The following is a 25,086-nucleotide window of genomic DNA, read 5'->3' on the forward strand; positions in this document are numbered from 1 at the left end:
CTTACAAGGTGGAGGCGACAACTAGCCTGACACAGGGGGCAACGGGGCGTCCGGGTGCCGGGCGGCGCCGTGCCAGGGCTCGGTGCGAGGATCGAGCGCCGGTGTGGCGAACAGAATCAGCCCGCGCACGACCCGGCCCGGATGACGTTCGCCGACCAGCCCCAGCTCCACCAGCAGCCGGTAGTAGATGTTGGCGTCGTCCCGGCCTTGCACCTCGATCACCCAGATCGGCTCCTCCGGCGCATCCGGCAGCAGCACGCCGTCGGTGCGACGGTCGAGCCCTTTGACCTCCAGCGCCTCACCGCGGCACCGGGCGTGGCAAAGGCGCCGTTGGGGCGAGCGGAACACGGTGTAAATGGTAAAGTGTCACCGTAATTCCCCGGATCAAAAAATAGGGGACAGACCACGTTTTTCGGGGCGCCGCTTTGCCCCCTTCATAAAAACGTGGTCCGTCCCCATTTTCTCGCTGTCTGAGGAATGGGGAACGAACAACTACGTCCTAGAAAAGTACCTTGCTGTTCACATTCCGTGGGCTATTGAACAAGGCAAGTTCACCCACAGCCACAATCAGTTTTACGTCACTGCAGGTCATCTCCAGACTCGGTACGGAACACCCCTCTACTTGGTTTTCGGAGAAAACCAAAACGCGCAACAGCCTTGGCGCCTTGTCACGGCGGGATCAAGCATTTCCGCCCCGGAACTCCCACCCGCTCCGGAGATTCCGGACCCGCCGACAATTCCAATGGGAAGAGAGATCGTGATGATGCACGATCACATCTTGGGCGAGAATGCTGAGCGCGTTCCGTTCCTGGCGGACACTCCGCCCGTGGCGCAAATGTGTGCGGTTTCCGGTGCCATTCAGTGGTCGCTGAACAGAAAGCTGCAAATGTCGTACTGGTACTATGGGCGTATGCAATACCTCGTACCGCTGTATCTCAAGAACAGAGAGAATATTGCCCTCGCCCCTGATGCTGTTGCTCCCATCCAAGTCAGCCCTACGAACATGCTAGTTCGAACAGTTCTAAGGCCGTCGATGCCATACGCTAACGCTAGAGTTGCCGTCCACCGGCACGACCAACTTCCACCTTGGCTACTCGACGCTTGGGCATCTATTGCTCAACAGGCCACCAATCAACAGATTGAAGACCCAGAAACAGCGTAATCACATAACTTACGGCTCGGCCCGACCGCAGTTCCGGGGACAGTTTACTTAATTCAATCCGTCGCCAGCCGCAATTGAGTAAACTGTCCCCGGTAGTCCCAGCCGTCTACGGCCGAGATCGTCGCGGTCCGCGAGTGCTGGTGCCCGCGCCGCAACGCCGGCACAGCGCGGCAGCCGCTCCAGCAAAGCTTGCGCAGCCGAGACCCACCGGCGCGGCGCACGATCCGCCTCGACGCTCCAGTCGCGGGGGCGACGCAAGAAACGACGATCCGACCCCGAGCGCCGCCTGACTCCACTCGGAGCTTCGCCGGCACCGCCAAACTTGACCTGCATCAACGCCAGGATGCCAGGTACTATCCCTCATGGGGTTCTACAGTACACTCTTTACACAACCGCGCGGTGCCCGGGGCCGTCCAGGCGAGGGCCGGGAGGCGTGGCTAGCGTGGGGCGCTCATCCTTCTTCCGTCTATCACGCCGGTTCGGCGGGTTAGAGGAGAGGGGCCTGGCGCTTCGCGTTCTTCGCTCGACCGGCGCGGGCAAGGGGTTGGATAGCCGGAAACGGTAGAATCAATTGTTGGGCGGCGCTACCGGCGTCAGTGCAAAGTCGGACGACCATCCGGAGGGAGGCTATGATGAAAACATGCCCGAAGTGCGGGTACACGCGGACACACGCGGATACGGGTCCAGATTACGAATGCCCGAGCTGCAAGATCGTATACGCAAAGTTTGAGGCTGCTCAAGAGAGGGCGGCGCAGACGGCCGCACGCCAACCGGCGCGAGCCGCTTCCGCACAGAGCAGACAGGTTAATTCTTCGCGGGCATCATCCGACGCACGGCCGCTTGTTCCGGCCCAAGGGGCGGTGATTGGCGGCTGGGTCTGCTTGGCCATTGGAACTGCGTTCATGTTCTGGACGCTGTTCTCGTTTTTCTTCTACTTGCCGCTTTTCTTGGCGTCGTTTGTTCTTTCAATCGTGGCTATCGCTCAGCGGCGCCTCGGCCAAGGCATACCCATGCTCCTGCTATCTATCGCCGTACCGCTGTTCTTAGGCGTAGGCTTAGGCGTGTATCGCACAGAAATGGGGTTGGAACAACTCTCGAGTCCCCCAGCTTCTGCTGGCTCAGGCCCGGTTCGCGACAAAAAGTCGGCCCCAGTCGTAGCTCCAGCGTACTTCGATGTATCTTTGCGAGCTAAGGAATTTCGAGAAGCGAATTACACCGCCGGCGTCCAGGAAGCGGTAATGTTTCGGGTGGCGTTTCTGAACAAGACCGATAAGGACATTCGTGCATTTGATGGGGTGCTCGGCTTCACCGATCTCCTCGACAACGAGGTTCTCTCGGCGAAGCTCTCAATAAACGATCCTGTCGCGGCCCACGGTGAACTTGTTTGGGATGGAGAGCTTAACTACAATCAGTTCATCGATTCTCATCAACGCCTCAGGAATGCTGCGTTCGAAAATCTAAAGGTTTGGTTTAAACCTCGGAAGATTCTCTATTCCAATGGCTCCACTGAGGAGATCAGGTAGCGGCCTTACCGATCGACTTCCAAAAATGCTGTTTGGCTTAACAGGCACTCAGAAAATGGATAATGCATCGCTAACAATTCTTCGAAGACTTGAGAGAGATGGGGAAGTCACGCTAGCGAACATCTCACTACTGCTGCGAAAGAAGTATGGAGACCATCGAGATTTTTACCCTTTGGCGGCGTTGATTACTCAAGGATTCGTCGAAGATGCAGTGCTTGCAGCCGATACGATGGACAAAAATCCGGATTACAGAAACCTAAAACTCCAAGCGCTCAGCTGGAAGCTGTTTGCAACGTCGAACGCAGACCATAAGGCTGAATACAAGGGGCACAGTTGGCTTATCGGCGGACAAGGAGAGAAACTGAAAGATCAACTGTATTCTTTGACCGGAGCAGGTCATTTGTATCTAGATGAAATCAGGAGCAACAGCAATGAAAGGCGCTTTACTTTATTGATTGCAATCTTTTCGGCAGTATTCGCATCCGCCTTGACGTACTATCTCGGCAAGCTATGAGAAGCCCCGAACGAGTAATGGAGATAGAGGCGCCAGGCTCAATTTTTGGCGAGTCGAATGAGTGAAATTGGGAGTTCCGGGGACAGTTTACTCATCTCCCGTACATCGCCGAGAGCGAGTTAAGTAAACTGTCACCGGAACCGGGAACCGGGAACCGGGAACCGGCAAGATGCCAGGTACTATCCCTCACCGGGTTCTACCGTACACTCCTTACACGGCCGCGCGGTGCCCGGGACCGTCCCGGCGAAGGCCGGGAGGGCTGGCTGCGTGGGGCGCTAATCCTTCTTCCGTCTATCACGCCGGTTCGGCGGGTTAGACGAGAGGGGCCTGGCGCTTCGCGTCTTTCGCTCGACCGGCGGGGGCAAGTGGTAGGATAGCCGGAAACGGTAGAGTCAATTGTTAGCGCTACAATTAAGCGCTTCCATCCACAGCCACGTGCAGATCATGCGATATAAAGTTGCTCTCAAGAAGACCGAAGAAGGCTACAGTGTCTCCTGCCCTGGCTTACCGGGCTGTTGGTCGCAAGGCAGCACGGAGCATGAGGCGCTTGAGAACATCGCGGAGGCAATAGCCGAGTATCTTGCGGTTTCCGCTGAACTAGCTCAGGCAGAGGATGCCGAGGTGCGGGAAGTTGAAGTGGCCGCGTAGGGATGCCCAAAATCCCCGGCGTCAAACACCGCGATGCAGTCCGCGCCCTTCAGAAAGCAGGATTTCGCGTTGTACGCGAGAGCAAACACGTCATCATGTCGGACGGAACGCGGATATTGACCATCCCGAGGGGCAATCCTGTGGACGCCTTTACGCTTGGCGGAATCGTCAAAGACGCGGGCCTGACGGAAGAGCAATTCAAGAAGCTGATTTGACCCATCCATGCGCTAACAAAAGCGTCAACCTGACCGCGTGCTGGCTATCGGGAAGCGGAGCGACCGATTGGTGACGGATTCGGAATTCCAGGGACAGTTTACTTAACACCTTCTCTGCGCGCGGTGGAGCGATCAGTAAACCGTCCCCGGGACTGCGCATCCGCACTCACAGCCACGCCGCTGTTTGGCATTCTTTCTAGGGAGTTCACGAAATGAAGAAGCGTCAAATCGTAGATGCGCTGCTTTGCTCGAGTTCTGACCCGGTCTTCGTTTGACGCGGGCTCTCGTCGGGCGCGGCGAATAATCGGGCGGCCGGGGCTCGCCACCCGGTATCAGGCCGCGAATCGCCGGACTTCGATCTCAGCGCCCTGCGACACCGCTTCCTCCCCCATCGCCAGCACGCGCTCCGTCATGGCCTCGTCCAGGTAATATTCGCCGCAGTTGTCGCAGACCATCGCCGGAACCTGTTTGATGACGACGGTCGTGCCGTCCCGTTCCAGCGTCACGGTCGCGGTGCCGGGTCGGGTTTCGCCCAGCTTGCAGATCACGCAATGCATCATCGTCTCCGGGTTCTGAAGTCGTCGGACCACAATGTCGGATCGGGCCGATAAGCGGTGACCACCGTGCAGGTGCCGTCAACCCGGTTGCGGGCAACCACGACATGCAACGGGCGCCCGCCGGGCAGCCCCAGCAAAGGTGCGCTTGGATAAGGCCTGTCGTCAGAATAGCCGGCAATGACCTCGCCGAACGCGGTCACCATCAGTACCGCGTCTCGCGAAATGCGCCGCTCGAACATCTTGCGCACCGCATGGCCGCTGAAGCTGATGCCGGTACAGTACAGTGCATCAGCCGAGCCCCTTCACCACCACATCGTGGACGCGAGCCTCGCGCTCGGCGGCCGGCTTCGTGTCGCATCTTTGTCCAGTCGCCATGGTCATCGGGGGGGCCTTGATCATCGTACCGGCCGCGATGACCCGAGGTCCTGCTCGTGACTCCGCTCCTGCGGTGTCACGCGCTCTTCGGCGCTCTGCGCCCCGCGGGGCGTAACGGGGCGACGAGGTCGGCAGCGGCCTTGGGACAGCGAGCGCGGCGGGTGGGCGCGGAGCGCCGGGAGGCGGTGACACCGCGGGAGCGGTGTCACCAGAGAGTGAGCCAGTCGCGCCAGTGGCTGCGTTGATGGCGCGGGACAGCAGGCGCATCCCTTCGGCCCCATGCCATGCCCGTCGCTTGGCCGGAATGATGAGCGAGGCCCATCGGGGGCATCCTGCGCTTCGCGCCGCTCGCACGGCAAGACTCGTAACAGCGACAGCGACAGCGACAACGACAACGACAACGACAACGACAACGACAACGAGGGAGAGCATCAGCATATTCCAATATTCAGGAAACCCTGACTCATGTCCCCGTAAGCCGCAACCCGCTTGCGCCAATCCCCCAAAACCCGCAGCATTGGCTGCCGGCTGCAATGCTGAGCATTGGCCCCGTGCGGCGCTCGGCGCAAAGCGCACGGCCGCGGCGGCAGCCCGCCCGACGGGCTTCCCTTTTCACCCCTTCACGGAGCCGAGCAGTACGGCATGACCCCGGCAGACCTTACCCCCGTCCGCGCGCACATCGCCTCGCGCATCATCGGCCAGCACAAGTTCATCGACAGCATGCTCGTGTGCTTGCTGAGCGACGGTCACCTGTTGGTGGAGGGCATGCCCGGGCTCGCGAAGACCACGGCCGTGAAGGCCCTGGCCGAGGCCGTCGAGGGCGACTTCCACCGCATCCAGTTCACGCCGGACCTGCTGCCGTCGGACCTGATCGGCACGGATATCTACCGCCACGAGCAGGGCGAGTTCGAGTTCCGCCCGGGGCCGCTGTTCCACAACGTGCTGCTCGCGGACGAGGTGAACCGCGCGCCGGCCAAGGTACAGTCGGCGCTCTTGGAGGCCATGGCGGAGCATCAGATTACGGTCGGCCAGCGCACCTATCCGCTGCCCAAGCTCTTCATGGTGCTCGCGACGCAGAACCCGGTGGAGCAGGAAGGCACCTATCACCTGCCGGAGGCGCAGTTGGACCGGTTTCTGATGCAGGCGACGGTGACCTACCCCACGCGGGAGGAGGAGCTGAGGATCCTGGAGCTCGACAGCAGCCAGCAGCAGCACCCGGAGCCGCCGCCGGCGGAGCCGCTGAGTCAGGCGACGCTGTTCGAGATGCGCCGCCACGTCGCCGAGCTGTACCTGGACCCGAAGCTCAACAGCTACATCGTGGACCTGGTGCAGGCGACGCGGAACCCGAAGCTCTACGACCCGGACTTAGGCCGCTGGTGCCGCTTCGGCGCCTCGCCGCGCGCGAGCATCGCGCTGGCGCGCTGCGCGCGGGCGCGGGCCTGGCTCGACGGGGATGAGTTCGTCGCGCCGCACCACATCCAGCTCGTCGCGCCCGAGATCCTGCGCCACCGGCTGCTGCTCACCTTCGAGGCCGAAGCCGAGGGCATCACGACGGACGAGTTTGTCAATCGGTTGCTGAATTTGGTGGCGATTCCGTGAGAGGAGAGTACGGAGTACGGAGTACGGAGTACGGTGGGCCGGGCGCTACGCTTGTGCCGGCTATTGAGCGACCCCGTGCTCGGGGGCGGAATTACGGGGTACGAAGTACGGAGTACGGTGGGCCGGACGCTACGCTTGTGCCGGCCATCGAGCGACCCCGTGCTCGGGGGCGGAATTACGGGGTACGGAGTACGGAGTGCGGTGGGCCGGGCGCTACGCTTGTGCCGGCCATTGAGCGCCCCCTTGCTCGGGGGCGGAAGTACGGTGTCCGGAGTACGGAGCTCGGTGGTGCAGGCGCCGCGCCGGCCAACGGGCGCCCCCGTACTCCGTACTCCGTACTACGTACTTCCCAGCCATGAGCCTCTATCCCCGCCTCGACGACCTCCTGGAGCTGCGCCACCAGGCGCACACGCTCGGCGTGCCGTCGCACCACCTGGTCAACTCGACCTTCGCCGGGCTCTACGCCTCGGTGTTCCGCGGCGCGGGCATCAACTTCGAGGAGGTGCGCGAGTACCGCCAGGGCGACGACATCCGGCACATGGACTGGAAGGTGACGGCGCGCTTCAACGAGCCGCACCTCAAGGTGTTTCGCGAGGAGCGCGAGCGCAGCGTCGTGCTTTGCATCGACCGCGGCCCGCACATGGGCTTCGGCACCCGCGGCACCTTCAAGTGCGTGCAGGCGGCGCGCGCCGCGGCGCTCATCGGCTGGGCCGCAAGCCGGCTCAACGACCGCGTCGGCGGCATGGCCTTCGGCGATCCGGTGGCCGGGCTCCAGCACTTTCGCCCCGCCCGCGGGCGCCGCGCGCTGTGGCAGTTGCTGCGCACGCTGACGCAGCCGGCCGCGGAGCAGAGCCCGTCCATCGACGCCCTGGCCGGTGCCCTGCGCCGGGCGACGCGCGGACTGCCGACGGGCTCCTTGGTCTTCGTGATCGCGGACATGAACCGCGACGTGCGCGACCTAGAGGGCGTGCTCGGCAACCTGACCCAACGCAACTCCGTCGTGCTGCTGCCGGTGGACGACCCGGCGGACTGGGAGATCCCGGCGATGGGCAGCGTCACCTTCACGGCCACGGACGGTACGCTGGTGGAGATCGACACCGACGACAGCGCCGCGCAACGGGCCTATTCCGATGCCTGGCGACGCCGCCGCGAGACGCTGAAGGCCATCACGGTCCGGCTGAACATCATCCTGATGCCGATTCGCACCGACCGGGAGATTCATTTGAGCCTGATTCACAGTCTGGAGCAAAGGGCGCGGTCAAGAAGCGTTTGAAGCGTCGGGGGCGAAGGGTGAAGGGTGAAGGGTGAAGTTTGAAGGGTGAAGTTTGAAGTTTGAAAGGGGCACCGCCTGCGGCGGCAATCCCGCCCAGCGACCAATTACGCGCAAGCCATACCAGCATTCTTCTTTTTCACCCTTCTAACTTCAAACTTCAAACTTTCCACCTCCTTTTCACCCTTCAAACTTCAAACTTCAAGCTTCAAGCTTTCCACCTCCTTTTCACCCTTCAAACTTCAAACTTCAAACTTTCCATCATGCTTCGCGACATCCACATCCACATGGGTCACCCCTGGTGGCCGCCGGCGCCCGGTTGGTGGATCGTGCTCGCGGCACTGGTGCTGCTCGGGTTCCTGCTCTGGCGCTACGACCCGCGCTGGCGGCTGTATGTGCCGCTGCCGGTGATCACGCTCGGCACCTGGCGCTGGGAGGCAGCGCAAGGCCTGCGCGCGCTGCGCCGGCGCCTGGTCCGCGAGCCGGTGAAGCCGGCCGCGGCGGAGCTCTCGGAGCTGCTGCGGCGCATCGCCATGGCGCGCCACGGCCGCGCCGCATGCGCCGGGCTGCATGGCGAGGCCTGGCTCGCGTGGCTCACGGCCAACGACCCCCGGGGCTTCGACTGGACTGCCAACGCCCGGGCGCTGCTGATCGCGCCCTATGCGCAGCCCGCTGCGGCCAACACGGAGCGCGAGAGCATCCGGGCGCTCGTGGACGCGGCCATGGAGTGGGTCGCCGCCCCCGACCCCAAGCCGCCGCGCCCTGCCCGGCGGCCAGCCACGCGCCGGCTGCCGGGCGCGTTGTCGAAGCTGCTGCGGCGGCTGCGCCGACCCGCGCGCAGCGCCGAAACCCCAGAGCGCGAAGCCGCGTGACCCCGGACCCCGGACCATGACGCTGTTCGAGTTTCAATGGCCCTGGTTCGCGCTGCTGCTGCCGGTGCCGCTGCTGCTCCCGCTGGTGTGGCGCGAGCAGCCGCCGGCGGACGGCAGCCCGCCGCGGGAGGAGCAGCTCGAAGGCGAGCGCATCACGCTGCTGCATCCGCACTTGGATGAACTGAAGGCCGCCTACCAGGCCCGGCGCCCGCGCCGGCAGTTAGCGGGCTCGCTGCATCGGGTGCTGCTCTTGCTGCTCTGGGCCGGCTTGGTGCTCGCGCTGATGCGCCCGCAGTGGCTGGTGCCGCACACGGAGGTCTCGGCACCGGGCTACGACCTGATGCTGGCCGTGGATGCGTCCCACTCCATGGACGCGCTCGACTTCACCGTCGAGGGCCGGCAGGTGAGCCGCATGCAGGTGGTGAAGGGCGTCATGGGCCGCTTCATCGATGCCCGCGCCGGCGATCGCGTCGGGCTCATCATCTTCGGCAGCGGCGCCTATGTGCTTTCGCCGCTCAGCATCGACCGCGCCGCCGTGCACATGCTGCTGGAGCGCGTGGTGCCGAGCATCGCCGGCGGCAGCACGGCGCTCGGCGATGCCGTGGCCCTCGGCGTCAAGAAGCTGCGCGACCGCCCGCCCGGCTCGCGGGTGATGATCCTGATCGCCGACGGCGACAACACCGCCGGCAGCTTCCAGCCGCTGGAGGCCGCACAGCTCGCGCGCATGGCCGGCGTGCGCATCTATGTCATCGGCGTCGGCAGCAATCAGCAGCGCATCCCGATCCTGCACGAGGGCAAGATCGAGTATTGGGAAGACCTCACCATGGATGAGGACACATTGAGGCGCGTCGCCGAGGTCACCGGCGGTGCCTACTTCCGCGCCACCGACACCAGCGCGCTGGAGGAAATCAGCCGCCGCGTCGCCGAGCTGGAAAAGACCGAGACCGAGACCCGCACGGCCTACCTGCCGGAGCCGCTGTTCCGCTGGCCGCTCGGGCTGTCGCTCTTGGCGCTGTTGGCGCTCGGCCTCTTCCCGGAGGGCCGCCGGCGCTTCATCGTGCGGCAGGCGAGCCGCTGAGCGCAGCGCGCGCCCCCGCCATGCAGAACCCGAGCCCCGAGTCCCGATGACCGACACCGGCTTCCACTTCGCCGAGCCCGCCTGGTTCCTCGGTCTTCTGCTGCTGCCGGCGGTGGCCTGGTGGCTCTGGCGCAGCGCCGCGAAGGCGGCCAAGGCGCCGGTGCACCGCTACGCGGACGCGCACCTGCTGCCGCACCTCTCCGGCACGCGCGCGCTCGCGGGCGCCGAGCGCTGGGGCCGCTTCTTCGGCTGGGCCGGGCTCTGGCTCATCCTGCTCACGGCCATGGCCGGGCCGCGCTTCGGCTATACCGACGTGCGCCTGTTCCAGCCCGGCGACAGCCTGCTGATTCTGCTCGACGTGTCCCGCTCCATGGAGGCCGCCGACGTCGCCCCGAGCCGTCTCGGCCGCGCCCGGCAGGAGGTCCAGGACCTGATCCTGCAGAACCGCCGCCTCAAGCTCGGGCTCATCGCCTTCGCGTCATCGCCGCACGTGATCGCCCCGGTCACCGAGGACAGCCGCACCATCCTGCTCGCGCTGCCGGCCCTGTCGACCAACCTGGCCCGGCTCCAGGGCAGCCGGCTGCACGAGGCGCTGGACCGCGCCCGCATCCTGCTCGACGCGGTGCCGGCGGACAGTGCACGCTCGCTGCTGTTGATCTCGGACGGCGACTTCGACGAGCCCGGCCTCACCGAGCGGGTGCGCGAGCTCGCCCGCAGCGGCATCACGCTGCATGTGCTCGGCGTCGGCACCCGCGAGGGCGGCGAGGTGCCCGGTCCCGGCGACGGCGCGCTCGTCGGACCGGACGGCAAGCCGGTGCGATCGAGGCTCGGCGAGGCGGCGCTCCAAGACCTGGCCGACGCCGGCGGCGGGCTCTACCGGCGCGCCGACTACCGCGATGAGGACATCGCGGACATCCTGCGCGCCGCGGCCGTCAGCAAGCTGCCGCCGCAGGCCACCGACGAGCGCACGCGCGTCTGGCACGAGCGCTACTACCTGCCGGTGCTGCTGCTGGCCGCGCTGCTGCTGCCGCGCTTCCGCGGTCGCGCCCGGCGGCCGGCCGGCAGCACGGGCGCCACCGCGGCAACGCCCGCTGCCCCGCGCGACCGCCGGGAGGAGACCGCGTGAGCGCCCGCATCGCGGTCTTGCTGCTGGTGCTCGCCGGGCTCGGGGTCGGCGTCGGCCAGGCCGGCATGTTCCGCAACAGCGAGCAGGCGGCGCTGGAGCAGTTCCGCGCCGGCGACTACGAGGCCGCCGCCGAGGGCTTCACCGACCCCTACCGCCGCGGCGTCGCACTCTATCGCGCCGAACAGTTCCGCGCCGCGGAAGTCGCCTTCGCCGAGGTCGAGCGCGCGGCGGTGCGCATCCCGGCCCGCTACGACTTGGGCAACGCCCGTTTCCGCCAGGGCGACTACACCGGCGCCATCGAGGCCTACGAGCAAGTGCTGGCCGAACAGCCGGACCACGCCGACGCCCACTACAACCTCACCCTCGCCCGCTCCCTGTTGGCGAAGCTGGAGCAGCAGGCCTTCGAGGCGGAGACCCGCGAGGAGCAGGACGAGGCGTCCCCGGCGCCCGACCAGGAGCAGGATCAAACCGAGCAGGATCAGTCCGCCCAGCAGCCCGAGGACGCTGAGACCCGGCAGCAGTCCGAGCAGGAACAAGACGAGGCCCAACAGCAGCAGGAATCCGAGCAGCAGCAGTCCGACCAGCAGCAGGAATCCGAGCAGCAGCAGCAATCCGACCAGCAGCAAGACTCGGAACAGCAGCAGGGCGACGAAGGCGAACCACAGCAAGACCAGCAAGGCGGCGAGCAGCAGCAAGCGTCCGAGCAGGGCCAGCAGCAGGGCGAGGCCCAGTCCGGCGGCGGCGACGAGCAGCAGGAGTCCGGCGGCGGCGACCAAGACAGCGACGAGGCCCGCGGCGAGCGCGGCGACGAGACCGAAGGCCGCCGCGGCGGCGAGCGCGAGCAGACCGGCGAGGGCGGCGACCGCGACGACACCGACGCGGACTCAGGCGATCGCGATGGCGACGAGGACAGCGACGGCGGCGACCGGGACGAGCGCGACGACGCCGACGGCGCCTTCGACCTGGACCAGACCGACACCGAGCAGCGGGCCGAGCGCGGCGGCGAAGAGCCCGGCGACGACGAGGGCCGTGCCGCCGCGGCCGACGACGAGCGGCTCATGCCCGCTGCCGGCGGCGACGAGCCGCCGGAGCCGGACACCGAGCCCGGCGGCGGCGAAGGCCCCGAGCCGCCCGACCCCGAGTCCGGCGGCGGCCAAGACGACACGCCCGACGCCGAGCAGCCCGGCAACGCCGCCGGCGAGCGCGAGCCGCCCGACGCGCGCAAGCGCCGCACCGGCATCGGTACCGACCGCGACCGCGGACCCGACCCGGACGACCTCGCCGGCGACCGCGACGCGGTGGAGCGCTTCGACCAGCAGGGCGAGCAGCCCTGGCTCGGAGCGGACGCGGATGGCGGCACCTCGCCGGCCCTCGGTGGCGAGCAGGCCCTAGGCCCCGGCATGGCCATCATGGAGCAGCGCTTGGAGCAGGTGGAGGGCGACCCGTCGATGCTGATGCGCAACCAATTCCTGCTGGAGGATATGCGCTTGATCGAGGCGACCGGCGAGCGCGTGCAGGAGAGTCGTCCATGGTGAGCGCGCGAGCCCGCTGGAGCCAAGCCCGGTGGCGCAGCATGTCGGCGCTCGCGCGCGCCATCGTTGCCCTCGCGCCCATCCTGCTGGCCGTCGGCCACAGCGCCGCCGCCCTGGCCCAGCCGCCCTACCAGCCCTGGCAGTTCCGGCCGGTGGAGCCGAGCAACGCCCGCGGCGTGCCGCCGCCGTATCCCGGTGGCGAGCCCGCGCGCGACGCCGCCGGGAGCCCGCCTGGCCAGCCGCCCGCCTGGCCGCCCCGGGGGCAGCCGCAGTCGCACTACGGCCAACCCGGCGGCTTCCAGCCCGGCGCGCAGCCGCAGTACCCCTACGGGCAGCCGCCGGGCCAGTCCGGCTACGGCCCGCCACCCCGGGGTCAGCCGCAGGCGATGCAGCCCGGGCAGTTCCAGCCCGGCTATCGGCCAGCGCCGGGGAGCGGCTACTACGGCCCGGGCGCGCTCGGGGCCGGCCAGCCGCAGCTTGAGGTCGTGGTCGGCGAGCGCCGGCCCTACGTGCAGCAGAACGTGCTGGTACGCCTTCGCGTCGTCAGCTTCGGCAACCTCGCCACCGCATCGCCGGCGCTCGACGGCATCGCGGACGTGCTGTTCGAGCAGGTCGACGGCCCCAACACCAGCACCCGCGGCAGCGGCAACCGCCAGGAGATCGTCAACGAATACGTTGTCACGATGACGCCGCTGCGCGCGGGCCCGATGGAGGTCGGCCCCATCGAGGTGAGCGGCACGCTGGCCGGCGGCGTGCCCTTCACCGCCCGCACGGCGCGGCCGGTGGAGCTCGACGTGCGCCCGCCCATCGCGACGCTGCGCCCCTGGCTGCCGCTCAAGACCCTGCGCATCGCCGCCGACCTCAAGGATGCGGACGGCATGGCGCGCGGGCGCCCGGCGACGCTGACCGTGGAGCTGGAGGCGGAAGGTGCCGTCGGCAGCCAGTTGCCGTCGGTGGAATCGATGCTGCGCTCCGAGGACTTCCGCGTCTACCGCGAGCAGACCATGACCGACACGCGCCTCGCCGACAGCGGCAACACGCTGATCGGCAAGCGCATCGAGGTCTACACGCTGGTGCCGCACTCGGGCGGGCGGCTGCAGTTGCCGGAGCTCCGGCTCGCCTGGTGGAACGTCGAGACGGCGACGCGCGAGGCGTCCTCCGTGCCCATCCGCGTGTTCAATGTCGCCGGCGAGTCCGGTCCCTTCGGCTTCGCCGACTCGGCCGGCGCCCGCACCAGCGGCGATTGGCAAAGATACTGGCTGCCGGTAGCCGGGCTCGGGCTCCTGTTGCTCGGCTACTGGGGCGGCGTCTGGCTGCGCAGCCGCAGTCCGGGCCGCCGCGCGCCGCTGTGGCAGCTCGTGCAGGACGGCGTTGCGCTGACCGGTCGCGGCGCCGCGAAGGGCCTGGCGCTGCTCGCCCGCGCGCTGAATCCGGCGCCGTTGCTGCGGGCGCTGCGCGCGGCGCTCGCGCGCCTGGCGCCGCCGAGCACACGGGTCTATCAATGCGCGCGCGCCGCGGCCGTGGAGGACAACCCCGCCGAGTGGTGCCTGGCGTTCCAGCGCCAGGCCTGCCGGCGCCTCGCCGCCACCGCGCGCGAGCCGCTGCCGCGCATGGCGGACCGCATCACGGCGCTGCGCCCTGGCGCCGACCGCGCCCGGGTCCAAGGTTTAATGCAGGAGCTCGATCAGGCCCTCTACAACCGCGCCGACATCGACTTTGCGCGCTGGAAGCGCGACTTCCGCCGCGCGCTTCGACCCGGCGCCGGCGCCTTGGGCAGCTTCGTCTCGGGGCGCGTGCAACGCGCCAAGCTGCCCGAGCTGAATCCGCGCCCAGCGGCCTAAGCGGCGGCGCCCCGGTCGAGCAGACCGGCAGCGACCCAGGCTGATCTGGTGCAGCTTGGCAACGGGTCGCCGCCTGGTATAACGTCGGCAATACCCGATCGTTTAAGTCAGACACGCCGCGCCGACCATGTCCAATCGCCGCCTGTTGACCCTGACCCTACTCCTCCTGTGCTACATCGCCGGCCCGGTCTGGGCCGGCCCCTTCAGCGCCCTGTATGTGCTCGGCGACAGCCAGAGCGATTCCGGCAACGGCGCGCTGCTGACGCCAGATCGCGCCGAGCCGCCCTACGCGCCGGTGCCCGATGCCCCATACCCGAACGGACGCCTCACGAACGGCCCGGTCTGGGCCGAATACCTCGCCGAGCGTCTCGGCAAGCGTGCCGCGCCCTCGCGCGCGGGCGGCACCAACTACGCGGTTGGCACCGCCGCGATCACCGGCGGGACGACGCCGGCCATCAGCCTGGAGGCCCAGGCCGTGGAACTCTTGGCCGACCTCGGCGGCGCATTGCCGCCCGACGCGCTGTTCGCCGTGTGGGGCGGCGCCAACGACACCTTCCAGGCCCTGGACACGAACGATCCGACCCGCATCACAACCGCCATCACTGCGCTCGACGTTATCCTGCGCGGTCTGGTTGCCGCCGGCGCCCGGCACTTTTTGGTGCCGAACCTCGGCGATGCCGGGCTGGCGCCGGTGTTCGCCGAAGCCGGGTTCGGCGCTGCAATGACCAACCTGTCGCGGCAATTCAATACCGAGCTCGACCTGATGCTGACCAGCCTGATGACCGACCTGCCGGGCATCGACCTCATCACGCTCGACGTCTTCGCCCTCTCCCAAGCCATTGCCTTCAACCCGGCCGACTTTGGGCTCACCAACAGCGCCACCCCCTGTCTGATATTCGGCCCCAGCCTGCCCCCGACCCAATGCACAAACCCGGACGAATACCTGTTCTGGGACGCGCTGCACTTCACCACCGCCGCCCATCGCATCCTCGGTGACGTCGCCTATGCGGCCGTGCCGCTGCCATCCCCCCTCGTCCTCCTCGCCCCCGGTCTGTTGCTGCTGCTGCGCCGTGGTGCCCGACCGTCGCATGCGAACGCAGCGGTAACGCACGGGCGGCCTTCGGGGGCGGCGACATCCGGGTGGGTACTGACACTCCGCCAGCCATTCGTCGGGATCTGACATCGGGATCGAAATCGGGATCGAAATCGAGCGCCTCGCATCGCCCTACCCGGTCTCCTGTCGTGTCGATCCCGATAGCGATCCCGATCCCGATTTCGATTTCGAGAGCGATGTCGCTCGCGCACCGCGAGCTTGCGAGCCGCCGCAGCAGCCCGGCCCTTAGGCGGCCGCGTGATGGCTCATCTCCGGCCCGCCCTGTGCCTCGGCAGGCCAATGGGGCTCGGCGGAGTGCGGTGCCGGCCGCTCCGAGGACACGGCCCGCGGCAGCACAACAGGGGCCGACAGGGCGTGCTCGGGCGGACCCAAGACGGAGGGTGCAGCCGGCGCCCGCCAGGTGGGCGCCGCGTCGTCGCGCCGCAGCAATGCGCCGAGCACGCCGAGCCCGCCGATGGCGAGCGCCAGCGCCGGCAGGGCCAGCGGCCGCTCCACGAGCACGAACACGAGCAGCGCGCCACCCGCGGCCAGCTCCGCCAGACCCGCGGTCGCGGACCGCACCAGCCGCCGCAGCGACCCGCGACGCACCAGGGCGCCGCCGGCCGGCTGCGCCGACGCGGTGGTCGCCTTCGGCGTGCGCACGAAGGGGCTGCGCACCCCGAGCAGGGCCTCCAGGCTAGCCCGCGCGTTGGACAACAGGAGCCCCGTCGACAACAGAAACGCCAGCACCGCATCCCGCAACAGGGCACGCCAGGGGCCACGCGGGCGCTCCGCTGCGCGGCCGCCCGCGATAAGCAGCCCGAAGGGGCCGAGAATGCCGATGCCCGTGGCCGCCAGCGCCACCGGAAGCAACAGGGGTCCGGGCGCGAGGCCCGCGATGAAGGGCAGCCCTGCGAGCAGGCAGACACCGCCGACGAGAAAGCTCAAGGGCTGGCCGAGCTGCAACGTGATCAGCAGCTTCTGCCAAGCCGGCAAGGGGCTGCGCCAAAGCCGCGGGGCGAGCTTCACCAGGCATTCGACAAAGCCCTTGTTCCAGCGGAACTGCTGCGTCCGCCAGGCGCGAGCGGTTTCCGGCAGTTCGCCGGGCACGGCGACGTCGATGAGGTACGCGGAGCCCCAGCCGGCGAGGCGCGCGCGCAGGCTGAGATCCAAGTCCTCGGTCAGCGTGTCGCCGGACCAGCCGCCGGCAGCGTCGATGGCGGTCCGGCGCCAGACGCCGCAAGTGCCGTTAAACGGCACCGGCAGGCCGAGGCGGTGGCGGACCTCCTGCTCGATGCGGAAGTGGCCGTCGAGCAGCCGCGCCTGGGCGCGGGTCAGCGGCGAGTGCTGCTCATTCGCGTGCGCCCAGCGCGCCTGCACATGGCCGAGGCTCGGGTCCGCCCAGAGCACGCCGACGGTGCGGCGCAGAAAGTCCGGCGCCGGCATGAAGTCGGCATCGAAAATCGCGACCAAGGGCGCGACCAAGGGCGCGTCCGCGTGCCGCAGCCCCGCCGCCAGCGCGCCGGCCTTGAAGCCGTCGCGCTCAGTGCGGTGCAGCAGCGAGATAGGCCAGCCCCGCTGCCGCAGCGCTTCGACCGCGCGCCGACTGAGCGCATCGGAGCCGTCCGTGCTGTCGTCGAGCACCTGAATCAGGAGCCGTTCCCGCGGCCAGTCGAAGGCGGTGACGTGGACCAGCAGGCGCTCCACGAGCGCGCCCTCGTTGTAGAGCGGCAGTTGCACGAGCACCGTCGGCAGATCGGCGTCCGTCGGCAGCGCGCACCGGCGCGGGCGGGCAGGCCACAGCACGCGCAGCGCCGTGAGCAGCGCGAGATGCAGCGACAGCAACGCCAGCGCGGCAAGCCCGGCGATCAGGACCGCCTCCAACAACGCCGACAGCAACAGCACGAGCCAATCCACTCGACACCCCGCAAACAACGCGCACAAACCGACGATTTGACGGCCGGGCGCCGCGCGACGCAAAGGCTTTCAGGGCTTGAACGGCCGTTGCTGGACGGTCGGTAGCGGCGCCCCGGCGGCCGGTCGGCGCCGCTCGCAGGCGGTTCTGCCGCGTCAGTCGTCCTCAACTCGAATACAGCGAACGACCCGCCCGTCCGTCAGCCTTCGCTCCTCGGGGTAGGCCGCAGCGCAGGCATCGGTGGCCTCCGGACAGCGCGGATGGAAGTGACAGCCGGCGGGCGGGCTGGCCGGCGACGGCATGTCGCCGCCGAGCCGGATGATGTCGCGGCGCCGCGCCGGGTCGGCCATGGGCACGGCCGAGAGCAGCGCCTTCGTATATGGATGGCGCGGGTTGTCCAAGATCTGCGCCGTGCTGCCCCGCTCGACGATGCGGCCGAGGTACATCACGGCCACCTCGTGCGCGAGGTAGGCGACGACGGAGATGTCGTGCGTGATGAACAGATAGCTGAGCCCCAGATCCCGCTGGAGCTGCTTCAGCAGGTTCAGGATCTGCGCCTGCACGGAGACATCGAGGGCGCTGGTGGGCTCGTCGCAGACGATGACCTTGGGCCCCACGGCCAGCGCGCGGGCGATGCAGATGCGCTGGCGCTGCCCGCCGGAGAACTCGTGCGGGTAGCGGCCCATGGCCTGCTCGCCGATCCCGACTTGGTCCAAGAGCGCGGCGACGCGCTTGCGGCGCTCCGCCCGGCTCGGCGCGAGGCCGAGCGCGAGCAGCCCCTCGCCGACGAGGTCCTCGACCAGCATGCGCGGGTTCATGGACGCGAAGGGGTCCTGAAAGATGATCTGCAAGTCCTTGCGATAGGGGCGGAGCCGTGCGGGCTTGAGCCGCGCGAGGTCCGCGCCGTCGTAGCGCACGGCGCCGGCCGTGGGCCGCACCAACTGCAGGATGCCCTTGCCGACGGTGGTCTTGCCGCAGCCGGACTCGCCGACCAGGGCGAGCGTGCGGCCGGCCTGGAGCGCCAGGTCCACGCCGTCCACCGCCTTGACGTGGCCGACGGTGCGCTTGAACAGCCCGCGGCGGATCGGGAAATGAACCTTGAGCCCGCTGATGTCGAGCAGCGCAGCGCCACCCTCCACCGCGTCGGCGGCGGGCGCCGTGGGCGCCTGCTCGACCGCGGGCGCGAAGGTCGGCGTGTCGCCGTCCCACAGCAGGCAGCGCACGCGCTGGTCGCCGCCGGCCGGGAACCAGCCCGGCACGGTGTCGTGGCAGCGGTCCATGACGCGGAAGCAGCGCGGTGCGAAGCGGCAGCCGCCGAAGTCCCGATCCAGCGGCGGCACCCGGCCCGGGATCACCGCGAGCTCGCCGGCGCGCTTGGCGGCGTCCGGCACGCTCTCCATGAGCTTGCGGCTGTAGGGGTGCGCCGGGCCGGCGAAAAAGCCCTCGATGCTCGCCTGCTCGACAATCTGACCCGCGTACATGACCGCGAGCCGGTCCGCCGTCTCGGCGACGACGCCGAGATCGTGCGTGATCAGCAGCACGGCCATGCCGCGCGCCTGCTGCACGCCCTTGAGCAATTGCAGCACCTGCGCCTGGATGGTGACGTCGAGCGCCGTGGTGGGCTCATCCGCGATCAACAGGTCCGGATCGCCGGCCAGCGCCATCGCGATCATGACGCGCTGCTTCATGCCACCGGAGAGCTGGTGCGGGTACTCTTCCGCGCGTCGGGCAGGGTCCGGGATGCCGACGACCCGCAGCAGCTCCACGACGCGCGCCGGCACGCCCCGACGCGGCATGCCCTCGTGCACGCGCACCGCCTCGGCGATCTGCGCGCCGACCGTGAGCACCGGGTTCAGCGAGGTCTGCGGCTCCTGGAAGATCATGGCCATGCGCCCGCCGCGGACGCGCCGCATGTCGCGCTCCGGCAGCTTGAGCAGCTCGTTGCCGCCCAAGCGCACGGAGCCGGACAGGATGCGCCCGCCCAAGGGCAGAAGGCGCATCAGCGCCAGCGCCGTCATGGACTTGCCGCAGCCGGACTCGCCGAGCAGCGCGAGCGTCTCGCCGGTCCGGATGCTCAAGGCCACATCGTCGCAAACGCGCACGGGCCGCTCGCCGCCGCGGCTCGGCGGCAGCTCCACCGTGAGGCCGGTGACCTCAAGCAGCATGTCGGCGGCGTGGGGCTCGCGCGGGGCGGCGGCGGACACGGCGGCGGCGCGGCTCATTGGACCCTCGCGAGGCGCGGATCGAAGGCGTCGCGCACGACATCGGCGAACAGGTTGGCCGCCAGCACCAGCGTGAACATGAACACGAAGGCGGCGGTGAGCGACCACCAGACGATGGGCTCCCGCGCCAGCTCCATGCGCGCGCTGTTGATCATGTTGCCCCAGCTATTCATGGTTGGGTCGACACCGATGTTGACGTAGGAGAGCACGGCCTCCGCGAGCACCAGCGCGCTGAAGTCGAGCACCACGGTGATCATGACGATGTGCAGCACGTTCGGCAGGATGTGCCGGGCGATGATGGTGGCATGACCGACGCCGAGCGACACGGCCGCCTGCACGTAATCCTGCTCGCGCAGCTTCAGCGACTCGCCGCGCAGCAGCCGGCAGAGCCCGGTCCAGCTCGTGACGCCCAGGATGATGCACAGGAACAAGAGCCGCAGGTCGGCCCGCGCCACCAGGCTCTCGAACTGATCGGCGTTGTTGGTCATGTACACCTGCAGCATCAGGATGGCGGCGGCGATGAGCAGCACGCCCGGAATCGAGCTCAGCGTGGTGTACAGGTACTGGATGATGTCGTCGGTGACGCCGCGAAAGTAGCCGGCCATGATGCCGAGGATCACCGCCGCCGGCAGCATGACGAGCGTCGTCAGCGTGCCGATGACGAGCCCGGTGCGGATGCTCTTTAAGCTCTGATAGAAGACATCCTCGCCGACCTGATCGGTGCCCAGAATGTGATAGCCGGCGGCGAGCTCCGCGGCGGCGAAGCCGAGCATCAGCACCGCCGCCAGCGTGATCAGCGCGACGCGCCAGGGCACCTCGGTGCGGCCCTGCCAGATGGACCGGGCACCGTCGTCGAAGGACTCGCCACGGGCGTGGGCGACCAGCCACACCAGCCCCGCCGTCAGCAGCATCCACGCGAGCAGCCCGCGGATGGCCCCGAGCACGGCGCGCACGGCGATGTCGATGCCGGCCAGCGACGGGTCGCGCAGGTGCGCGCCGCCGTGCACGAGCGGCGGATAGCCGCGCACGATGGTCCCGTCCGGCTGCTCGATGGGCTCCTTGACGAACAGATGCGTCGCGAACGGCGCCGAGAAGGTCTTCTCCTGCCGCTCTCGCAGCCCCGTCAGGATCACGTCCAGCACGGACAGCACCTGGGTCGAGTGGCGCGCCTCGACCGGGGCATCAACTGGCGCTTGTGCGTCCGCCTCGCCGACGTCGCTCGCGGCCGCCGGCACGCTCGCGGCCGCGGGCTCGATGCGCGGGTGGAAGTGCATGGAATCCAAGAGCCCGATCAGCACGTAGCAGGCGATGATCACGAGCGCGGCGACGCCCACCTTCGAGCGCGCGACGCTGCGCCACGGCGCCCGCAGGTGCTCGTGCTGCGACGCGTAGATACCGTAGCCGAGGCTGACGGCCACGAGCAGGAAGATCAGCGCGTCCGTGGCGAGGATTACCGGCATGCGTCGACTCCCCCGCTCACGACAGCCGCACCCGCGGATCGACCAGGGTGTAGGAGATGTCGGTCAGAATCAGGCCCAGGATGTAGAGCACGGAGCCCAGAAACACCATGGCGCGGACGATGGAGAAGTCCTGCCGGCTGATGGCATCGATGGTGTAGCTGCCAAGCCCCGGGATGCCGAAGAAGGACTCCGTGATCAGCGCGCCCATGAACAGGAGCGGCAGCACCGCGACCACGCCGGTCAGGATCGGGATCAGCGCGTTGCGCAGCACGTGCCGGAACAGCACGACGCGCTCGCGGAGCCCCTTGGCCCGGGCGGTGCGCACGTAGTCGCGGTTGACCTCCTCCAGGAAGAAGGTCCGATACAGCCGCGTGCCGGTGCCGATGCCGCCGATGACGCCGACGATGACGGGCAGGATCAGGAACTTGCCGGCATTGAGCCCCGTGTCGTAGCCGGAGATCGGCACCAGATGAAAGAGCTTACCGATGAGGAACTGCCCGCCGATGATGTAGAACAGCCCGGAGATGGACATCATGGCCACCAGCAGCACGACGCTGCCGACGTCGATGTAGCTGCCGCGGAAGAAGATGATCATCAGCGCATAGCTGATATTGATGGCGAGCCCCACCAGCAGCACGGGCAGCGCGATGGCCAGGCTCGGCCACATGCGCTGGCGGACGTCGTAGCCGATGTCGCGCCCGCTGTCGGAGGTGCCGAAGTTGAAGGCGAAGAGCTTCACCGACTTCTGGTAGAAGATCGTGTCCCTGAGCTTGTCCATGCCTGCTGCCTCGGCGTTGAAGAGCAGCGGCCGGTCGTAGCCGTGGTCCGCCTTCCAGGACTGCACGGCTTCTTCCGTCACGCGCTTGTCGCCGAGCTGCATCCGCGCCATGTCGTCCGGCGAGTTGACGACGAAGAAGAGCACGAAGGTGATCAGGTTGACGCCGATCAAGATCGGGATGGCGTACAGCAGCCGGCGCAGGATGTACGCGGTCACAGCGCGGCGCTCCGCTCGCGCCGGCGGGCGATGATGATGGCGGGCACCGCGCCCGCGGCCAGCAGCACCACCACGGCACCGATCGGCCAGAGGATGGGCGGATTCCAGGCCGTGCGGCGTTCTTCGCGCTGCGCGGGATCAAGGCTGATGTACTTCAACGTGTTGTTCGCCATCAGGTTCGGCTTCACGTTGCCGACCCAGGCGTGGCGCAGGCTGTAGGACTCCGGATAGAAGCCGAAGGACCAAGGCGCGTCATGGCGCACGATCTCGGTCATGCGGTCGACGACCGCCTGGCGCTCCGGGCCGTCCGGCATGTTCTTCATCTGCTCGAACAGCCGGTCGAACTCGGCGTTCTGATAGTTCGCCGCGTTCTCGCCGCCGTCGATCTTGCGGTTCGGGCCATAGAGCAAGAAAAAGAAGTTCTCCGGGTCCGGATAGTCGGCGTTCCAGCCCCACATGAACACCTGGCCCGTGCCTTCCCGCATCTTCTCCTGGAAGCGGTTGTAGTCCGTGGCGCGGACGATGAGCTCGATGCCGAGCTTCGCGAACTGCTTGCGCATCCAGTTGAGCCTCGCCTTGCCGTCCGGGCCCGCGTCCATGGCCTCGTAGTAGATGCTCAAGGGCCGGCCCGTCGCCGGATCGCGCCCGTCCCGGTAGCCGGCCTGCGCCAGCAGCGCGCGGGCCGCGTCGATGGACTTGCGCACGGGCCGGCCGTTGTCCCAATCGAACACGTAAGGGTTGATGCCGGCCTCGCCGTCGCGGTAGCCGAAGATGCCGGGCGCAATCGGCCCCTGCCCCTGCATGCCGCGGCCGTTCGAGAAGATCGAGATGAATTCGCCGAAATCGACGGCGATGCTGATGGCCTGGCGCAGCAGCCGCGCCCGCTCCGAGTCGCCGCCGACGACGTCGTCCTCCATGTTGAAGCCCATGTACCAGATGGACGTGTTCACGGCAGTAGACAGCTCGATGCCCTTCTCGCGCATCGCCTCGGTGAGGCCGGCCTCGCCGCCGGAGTTGAATTGCACGGCCTGGTCGAAGGCGTCGGCGCTGATGCCGGAGGTATCGTAGAAGCCCTGCAGGAACTTGTTCCAGTACGGGATGCTCTCCTTTTCCAGGCTGTAGATCGCCCGGTCCACCAGCGGCAGCGCCTTGCCCGCGTCGGCCAGCAGCCCCGCCTCTGCGTCGCCGGGCATGCCCTCGGCGGGATAGGTCTCGCCGTGGAAGTTGGGGTTCTGCGCGAGCACCATGCGCATGTTCGGGTTGTTCTCCGCGAGCATGAAGGGGCCGGTGCCCACCGGAAACCAATCCAGCGTGATGTTGTTCGCCCGCATGCCGGGCTGGTTGGTCAGCGCCTCCGCCTCCCAGGGCATCGGCGCGAAGAAGGGCATCGCGAGCCAGTAGACGAACTGCGCATAGCGCCCGTCGATGCGGACCTTGTAGCTGTAGCGATCGACGACCTCGGCGCCCGGAAAATCGACCGCGCGCAGATCGAAGAACGGCCGCTCCCCGTTCACGGGCGCCGGCGCCGCGGCCTCGAGCCGCGCGGAGAAGTCCTTGAAGCCCAGGATGTGATCGCCCATCAGGCCCGCGATGGGCGAGTGCAGCCAGGGCGCCGCCAGGCGCTTGATCTGATACACGTAGTCCTCGGCGGTCAGCTCGCGGGTGCCGGTCTCGGGCAGGTCGGACAGCGTGTCGAGCCGCGCGATCTCGGCCGGAGACAGGTCATGGTAGAGGTGCGCACCGTCCGGCCCCGTCGCGAACGCGGGGTGCGGCTGGTAGTAGATGCCGGGGCGGATGCGGATCAGGTACTCGCTGACGGCGGTGCGCTCGGGGTCCGCGTCGGCCGGCAGCGGCGCGCCGGCCGCGTCCAGAAAGGTCGGCTCCGGCACGGCCTCGGCCGTCAGCGGCACCAGCGTGTAGGGCCGCTTCAAGAAATGGTACTGGAGCGGCGGCTCGTAGATCTGCGCAATGAACGAGTATTCGTTCGAGCTGTAGGAGCGCACCGGGTCCAGGTGCTTCGGGCGCTCGGTGAAGGCGCCGTAGAGGATGCTCTCGCCCGCCTGGTGCTCCGGATAGGGGTTGTTCCAGGGTGGCTCGCCGCAGCCGGCGAGGGTCAGCACGGCCAGGCCGGCGACAAGCGCCCGCGGGCAGTCGGACGCGGCCCTGAGAAGCCTGACCGCAGACGCTTTCGCCGCCCGAAACCTTTCGGTAAGGTGACCACGCCGCGAACGCGGGCATGGCGACGGCGCCCGACTCACGACAGCAAGACCAACGAACACCGGCAGACCTTGGAGAACCAACTGATGGGGTTTTTGACCGACAAGCGCTTTCTCATCACCGGCGTCGCGAGCAACCGCTCCATCGCCTGGGGCGTCGCGCAGGCCATGCACCGCGAGGGTGCCGAGCTCGCCTTCACCTACCAGGGCGAGAAGCTTCAGGGGCGGGTGCAAGATCTGGCCGCCGCCTGTAATTCCAATATCGTCCTGCCGCTGGATGTCGGCAGCGACGAGCAGATCGACGCCTGCTTCCAGGCGCTCGGCGAGCACTGGGACGGGCTCGACGGCATCGTGCACTCCATCGCGTTCGCGCCCAAGGCGGAGCTGGAGGGCAACTACGTCGACGTCCTGACCCGCGCGGGCTCGGCGATGGCGCACGATATCAGCTCCTACAGCTTCGCGGCGCTGGCCAAGGCCGGGCGGGCGATGATGGCCGGGCGCAACGGCGCGCTCGTGGCCATGACCTACCTCGGTGCGGTGCGCGCGGTGCCGAACTACAACGTCATGGGTGTCGCCAAGGCGAGCCTCGAGGCCAACGTGCGCTATCTCGCGGCGGCGCTGGGGCCGGAGGGTATCCGCGTCAACGCCGTCTCCGCGGGGCCGATCCGCACGCTGGCGGCGGCCGGCATCGCGGACTTCCGCAGCATGCTGAAACAGGTTGAAGAGCGCACGCCGCTGCGGCGCAACGTGACCATCGAGGAGGTGGGCAACGCCGCGGCCTTCCTCTGCTCCGATCTCGCCTCCGGCATCACGGGCGATGTGCTGTACGTCGATACCGGGTATCACATCCTGGGCCTCGGCTGACCCTGGCGGG

General features: G+C 68.0%; 22 protein-coding genes. 14 read left to right on the top strand and 8 right to left on the bottom strand.

Translation table 11 applies throughout. The features are described from left to right. Positions 1 to 21: 21 nt before the first annotated feature. A complete protein-coding gene (locus ML01_RS20030) occupies positions 22 to 348 on the bottom strand; it encodes a DUF2887 domain-containing protein (protein ID WP_058557170.1) in 327 nt (108 codons plus the stop codon). Between the two features lie 7 nt (positions 349 to 355). Here ML01_RS20030 and ML01_RS27680 point away from each other — a divergent pair, with 7 nt between their 5' ends. From ML01_RS27680 to ML01_RS20040, 5 genes are all read left to right on the top strand, one after another. Next, positions 356 to 1,162 carry a DUF3825 domain-containing protein gene (locus ML01_RS27680; RefSeq protein ID WP_082674472.1) on the top strand — a complete coding sequence of 269 codons (807 nt, stop codon included), beginning with the start codon at positions 356 to 358 and terminating at the stop codon, positions 1,160 to 1,162. Between the two features lie 902 nt (positions 1,163 to 2,064). After that, entirely contained in the window at positions 2,065 to 2,685 is a 621-nt protein-coding gene (locus tag ML01_RS20035; RefSeq protein WP_058557171.1) for a hypothetical protein, read from the top strand. Positions 2,686 to 2,710: 25 nt separating this feature from the next. After that, the gene (locus ML01_RS29085; RefSeq protein WP_156427872.1) at positions 2,711 to 3,199 is read left to right on the top strand and encodes a hypothetical protein; all 489 of its coding nucleotides are present in this window, start codon (positions 2,711 to 2,713) and stop codon (positions 3,197 to 3,199) included. Between the two features lie 444 nt (positions 3,200 to 3,643). Beyond that, positions 3,644 to 3,847, top strand: coding sequence for a type II toxin-antitoxin system HicB family antitoxin (locus ML01_RS27685; protein WP_082674477.1), 204 nt, complete (start codon positions 3,644 to 3,646; stop codon positions 3,845 to 3,847). Positions 3,848 to 3,849: 2 nt separating this feature from the next. Further along, positions 3,850 to 4,062: a type II toxin-antitoxin system HicA family toxin gene (locus tag ML01_RS20040; RefSeq protein ID WP_058557172.1), complete on the top strand. Its 213-nt coding sequence runs from the start codon at positions 3,850 to 3,852 to the stop codon at positions 4,060 to 4,062. A gap of 332 nt (positions 4,063 to 4,394) precedes the next feature. On the opposite strand, the gene ML01_RS20045 is transcribed toward ML01_RS20040, so the two are convergent. Beyond that, on the bottom strand, positions 4,395 to 4,619 hold the full coding sequence (locus ML01_RS20045; protein WP_058557208.1) for a type II toxin-antitoxin system MqsA family antitoxin: 225 nt from the start codon (positions 4,617 to 4,619) through the stop codon (positions 4,395 to 4,397). Then, positions 4,619 to 4,903 carry a DUF4258 domain-containing protein gene (locus tag ML01_RS27690; protein ID WP_082674473.1) on the bottom strand — a complete coding sequence of 95 codons (285 nt, stop codon included), beginning with the start codon at positions 4,901 to 4,903 and terminating at the stop codon, positions 4,619 to 4,621. The genes ML01_RS20045 and ML01_RS27690 overlap by 1 nt, the downstream gene beginning before the upstream one ends. 733 nt (positions 4,904 to 5,636) lie before the next feature. Between ML01_RS27690 and ML01_RS20050 the strand changes: the two genes are divergently transcribed. The 8 genes from ML01_RS20050 to ML01_RS20085 all read left to right on the top strand — a co-directional run bounded on the left by ML01_RS20050 (position 5,637) and on the right by ML01_RS20085 (position 15,492). Beyond that, positions 5,637 to 6,593: a MoxR family ATPase gene (locus tag ML01_RS20050; protein ID WP_058557173.1), complete on the top strand. Its 957-nt coding sequence runs from the start codon at positions 5,637 to 5,639 to the stop codon at positions 6,591 to 6,593. A gap of 355 nt (positions 6,594 to 6,948) precedes the next feature. After that, a complete protein-coding gene (locus tag ML01_RS20055; RefSeq protein ID WP_058557174.1) occupies positions 6,949 to 7,866 on the top strand; it encodes a DUF58 domain-containing protein in 918 nt (305 codons plus the stop codon). 260 nt (positions 7,867 to 8,126) lie between these two features. Then, positions 8,127 to 8,735 (top strand): DUF4381 domain-containing protein, encoded by a 609-nt coding sequence (locus ML01_RS20060; protein ID WP_082674474.1) that lies wholly within the window; start codon positions 8,127 to 8,129, stop codon positions 8,733 to 8,735. A 22-nt stretch (positions 8,736 to 8,757) separates the two neighbouring features. Beyond that, the gene (locus tag ML01_RS20065; protein ID WP_058557209.1) at positions 8,758 to 9,813 is read left to right on the top strand and encodes a VWA domain-containing protein; all 1,056 of its coding nucleotides are present in this window, start codon (positions 8,758 to 8,760) and stop codon (positions 9,811 to 9,813) included. A gap of 46 nt (positions 9,814 to 9,859) precedes the next feature. Beyond that, positions 9,860 to 10,939 carry a VWA domain-containing protein gene (locus ML01_RS20070; RefSeq protein ID WP_058557175.1) on the top strand — a complete coding sequence of 360 codons (1,080 nt, stop codon included), beginning with the start codon at positions 9,860 to 9,862 and terminating at the stop codon, positions 10,937 to 10,939. After that, entirely contained in the window at positions 10,936 to 12,474 is a 1,539-nt protein-coding gene (locus ML01_RS20075) for a tetratricopeptide repeat protein (protein ID WP_058557176.1), read from the top strand. Before ML01_RS20070 ends, ML01_RS20075 begins: the two co-directional genes overlap by 4 nt. Further along, complete coding sequence (locus ML01_RS20080; protein WP_058557177.1) at positions 12,468 to 14,312, top strand: BatD family protein; 1,845 nt, start codon at positions 12,468 to 12,470, stop codon at positions 14,310 to 14,312. The genes ML01_RS20075 and ML01_RS20080 overlap by 7 nt, the downstream gene beginning before the upstream one ends. Before the next feature lie 127 nt (positions 14,313 to 14,439). Further along, positions 14,440 to 15,492, top strand: coding sequence for an SGNH/GDSL hydrolase family protein (locus ML01_RS20085; protein ID WP_058557178.1), 1,053 nt, complete (start codon positions 14,440 to 14,442; stop codon positions 15,490 to 15,492). 159 nt (positions 15,493 to 15,651) lie between these two features. Here ML01_RS20085 and ML01_RS20090 read toward each other — a convergent pair whose 3' ends face one another. The 5 genes from ML01_RS20090 to ML01_RS20110 all read right to left on the bottom strand — a co-directional run bounded on the left by ML01_RS20090 (position 15,652) and on the right by ML01_RS20110 (position 24,116). Beyond that, positions 15,652 to 17,322: a glycosyltransferase family 2 protein gene (locus ML01_RS20090; protein ID WP_254045329.1), complete on the bottom strand. Its 1,671-nt coding sequence runs from the start codon at positions 17,320 to 17,322 to the stop codon at positions 15,652 to 15,654. A 153-nt stretch (positions 17,323 to 17,475) separates the two neighbouring features. After that, positions 17,476 to 19,542, bottom strand: coding sequence for an ABC transporter ATP-binding protein (locus ML01_RS20095; protein ID WP_082674475.1), 2,067 nt, complete (start codon positions 19,540 to 19,542; stop codon positions 17,476 to 17,478). Continuing rightward, a complete protein-coding gene (locus ML01_RS20100; protein WP_058557179.1) occupies positions 19,539 to 21,002 on the bottom strand; it encodes an ABC transporter permease in 1,464 nt (487 codons plus the stop codon). Before ML01_RS20100 ends, ML01_RS20095 begins: the two co-directional genes overlap by 4 nt. A 16-nt stretch (positions 21,003 to 21,018) precedes the next feature. Then, entirely contained in the window at positions 21,019 to 21,996 is a 978-nt protein-coding gene (locus ML01_RS20105; RefSeq protein WP_058557180.1) for an ABC transporter permease, read from the bottom strand. Beyond that, entirely contained in the window at positions 21,993 to 24,116 is a 2,124-nt protein-coding gene (locus ML01_RS20110; RefSeq protein WP_254045330.1) for an ABC transporter substrate-binding protein, read from the bottom strand. Before ML01_RS20110 ends, ML01_RS20105 begins: the two co-directional genes overlap by 4 nt. A 183-nt stretch (positions 24,117 to 24,299) precedes the next feature. Between ML01_RS20110 and ML01_RS20115 the strand changes: the two genes are divergently transcribed. Further along, complete coding sequence (locus ML01_RS20115; RefSeq protein ID WP_058557181.1) at positions 24,300 to 25,076, top strand: enoyl-ACP reductase; 777 nt, start codon at positions 24,300 to 24,302, stop codon at positions 25,074 to 25,076. The last annotated feature ends 10 nt before the right edge of the window (positions 25,077 to 25,086 follow it).

Origin of the sequence: Thiohalocapsa sp. ML1 (genome assembly GCF_001469165.1) — a bacterium.
In the GTDB taxonomy this organism is placed as follows: Bacteria; Pseudomonadota; Gammaproteobacteria; order Chromatiales; family Chromatiaceae; genus Thiohalocapsa.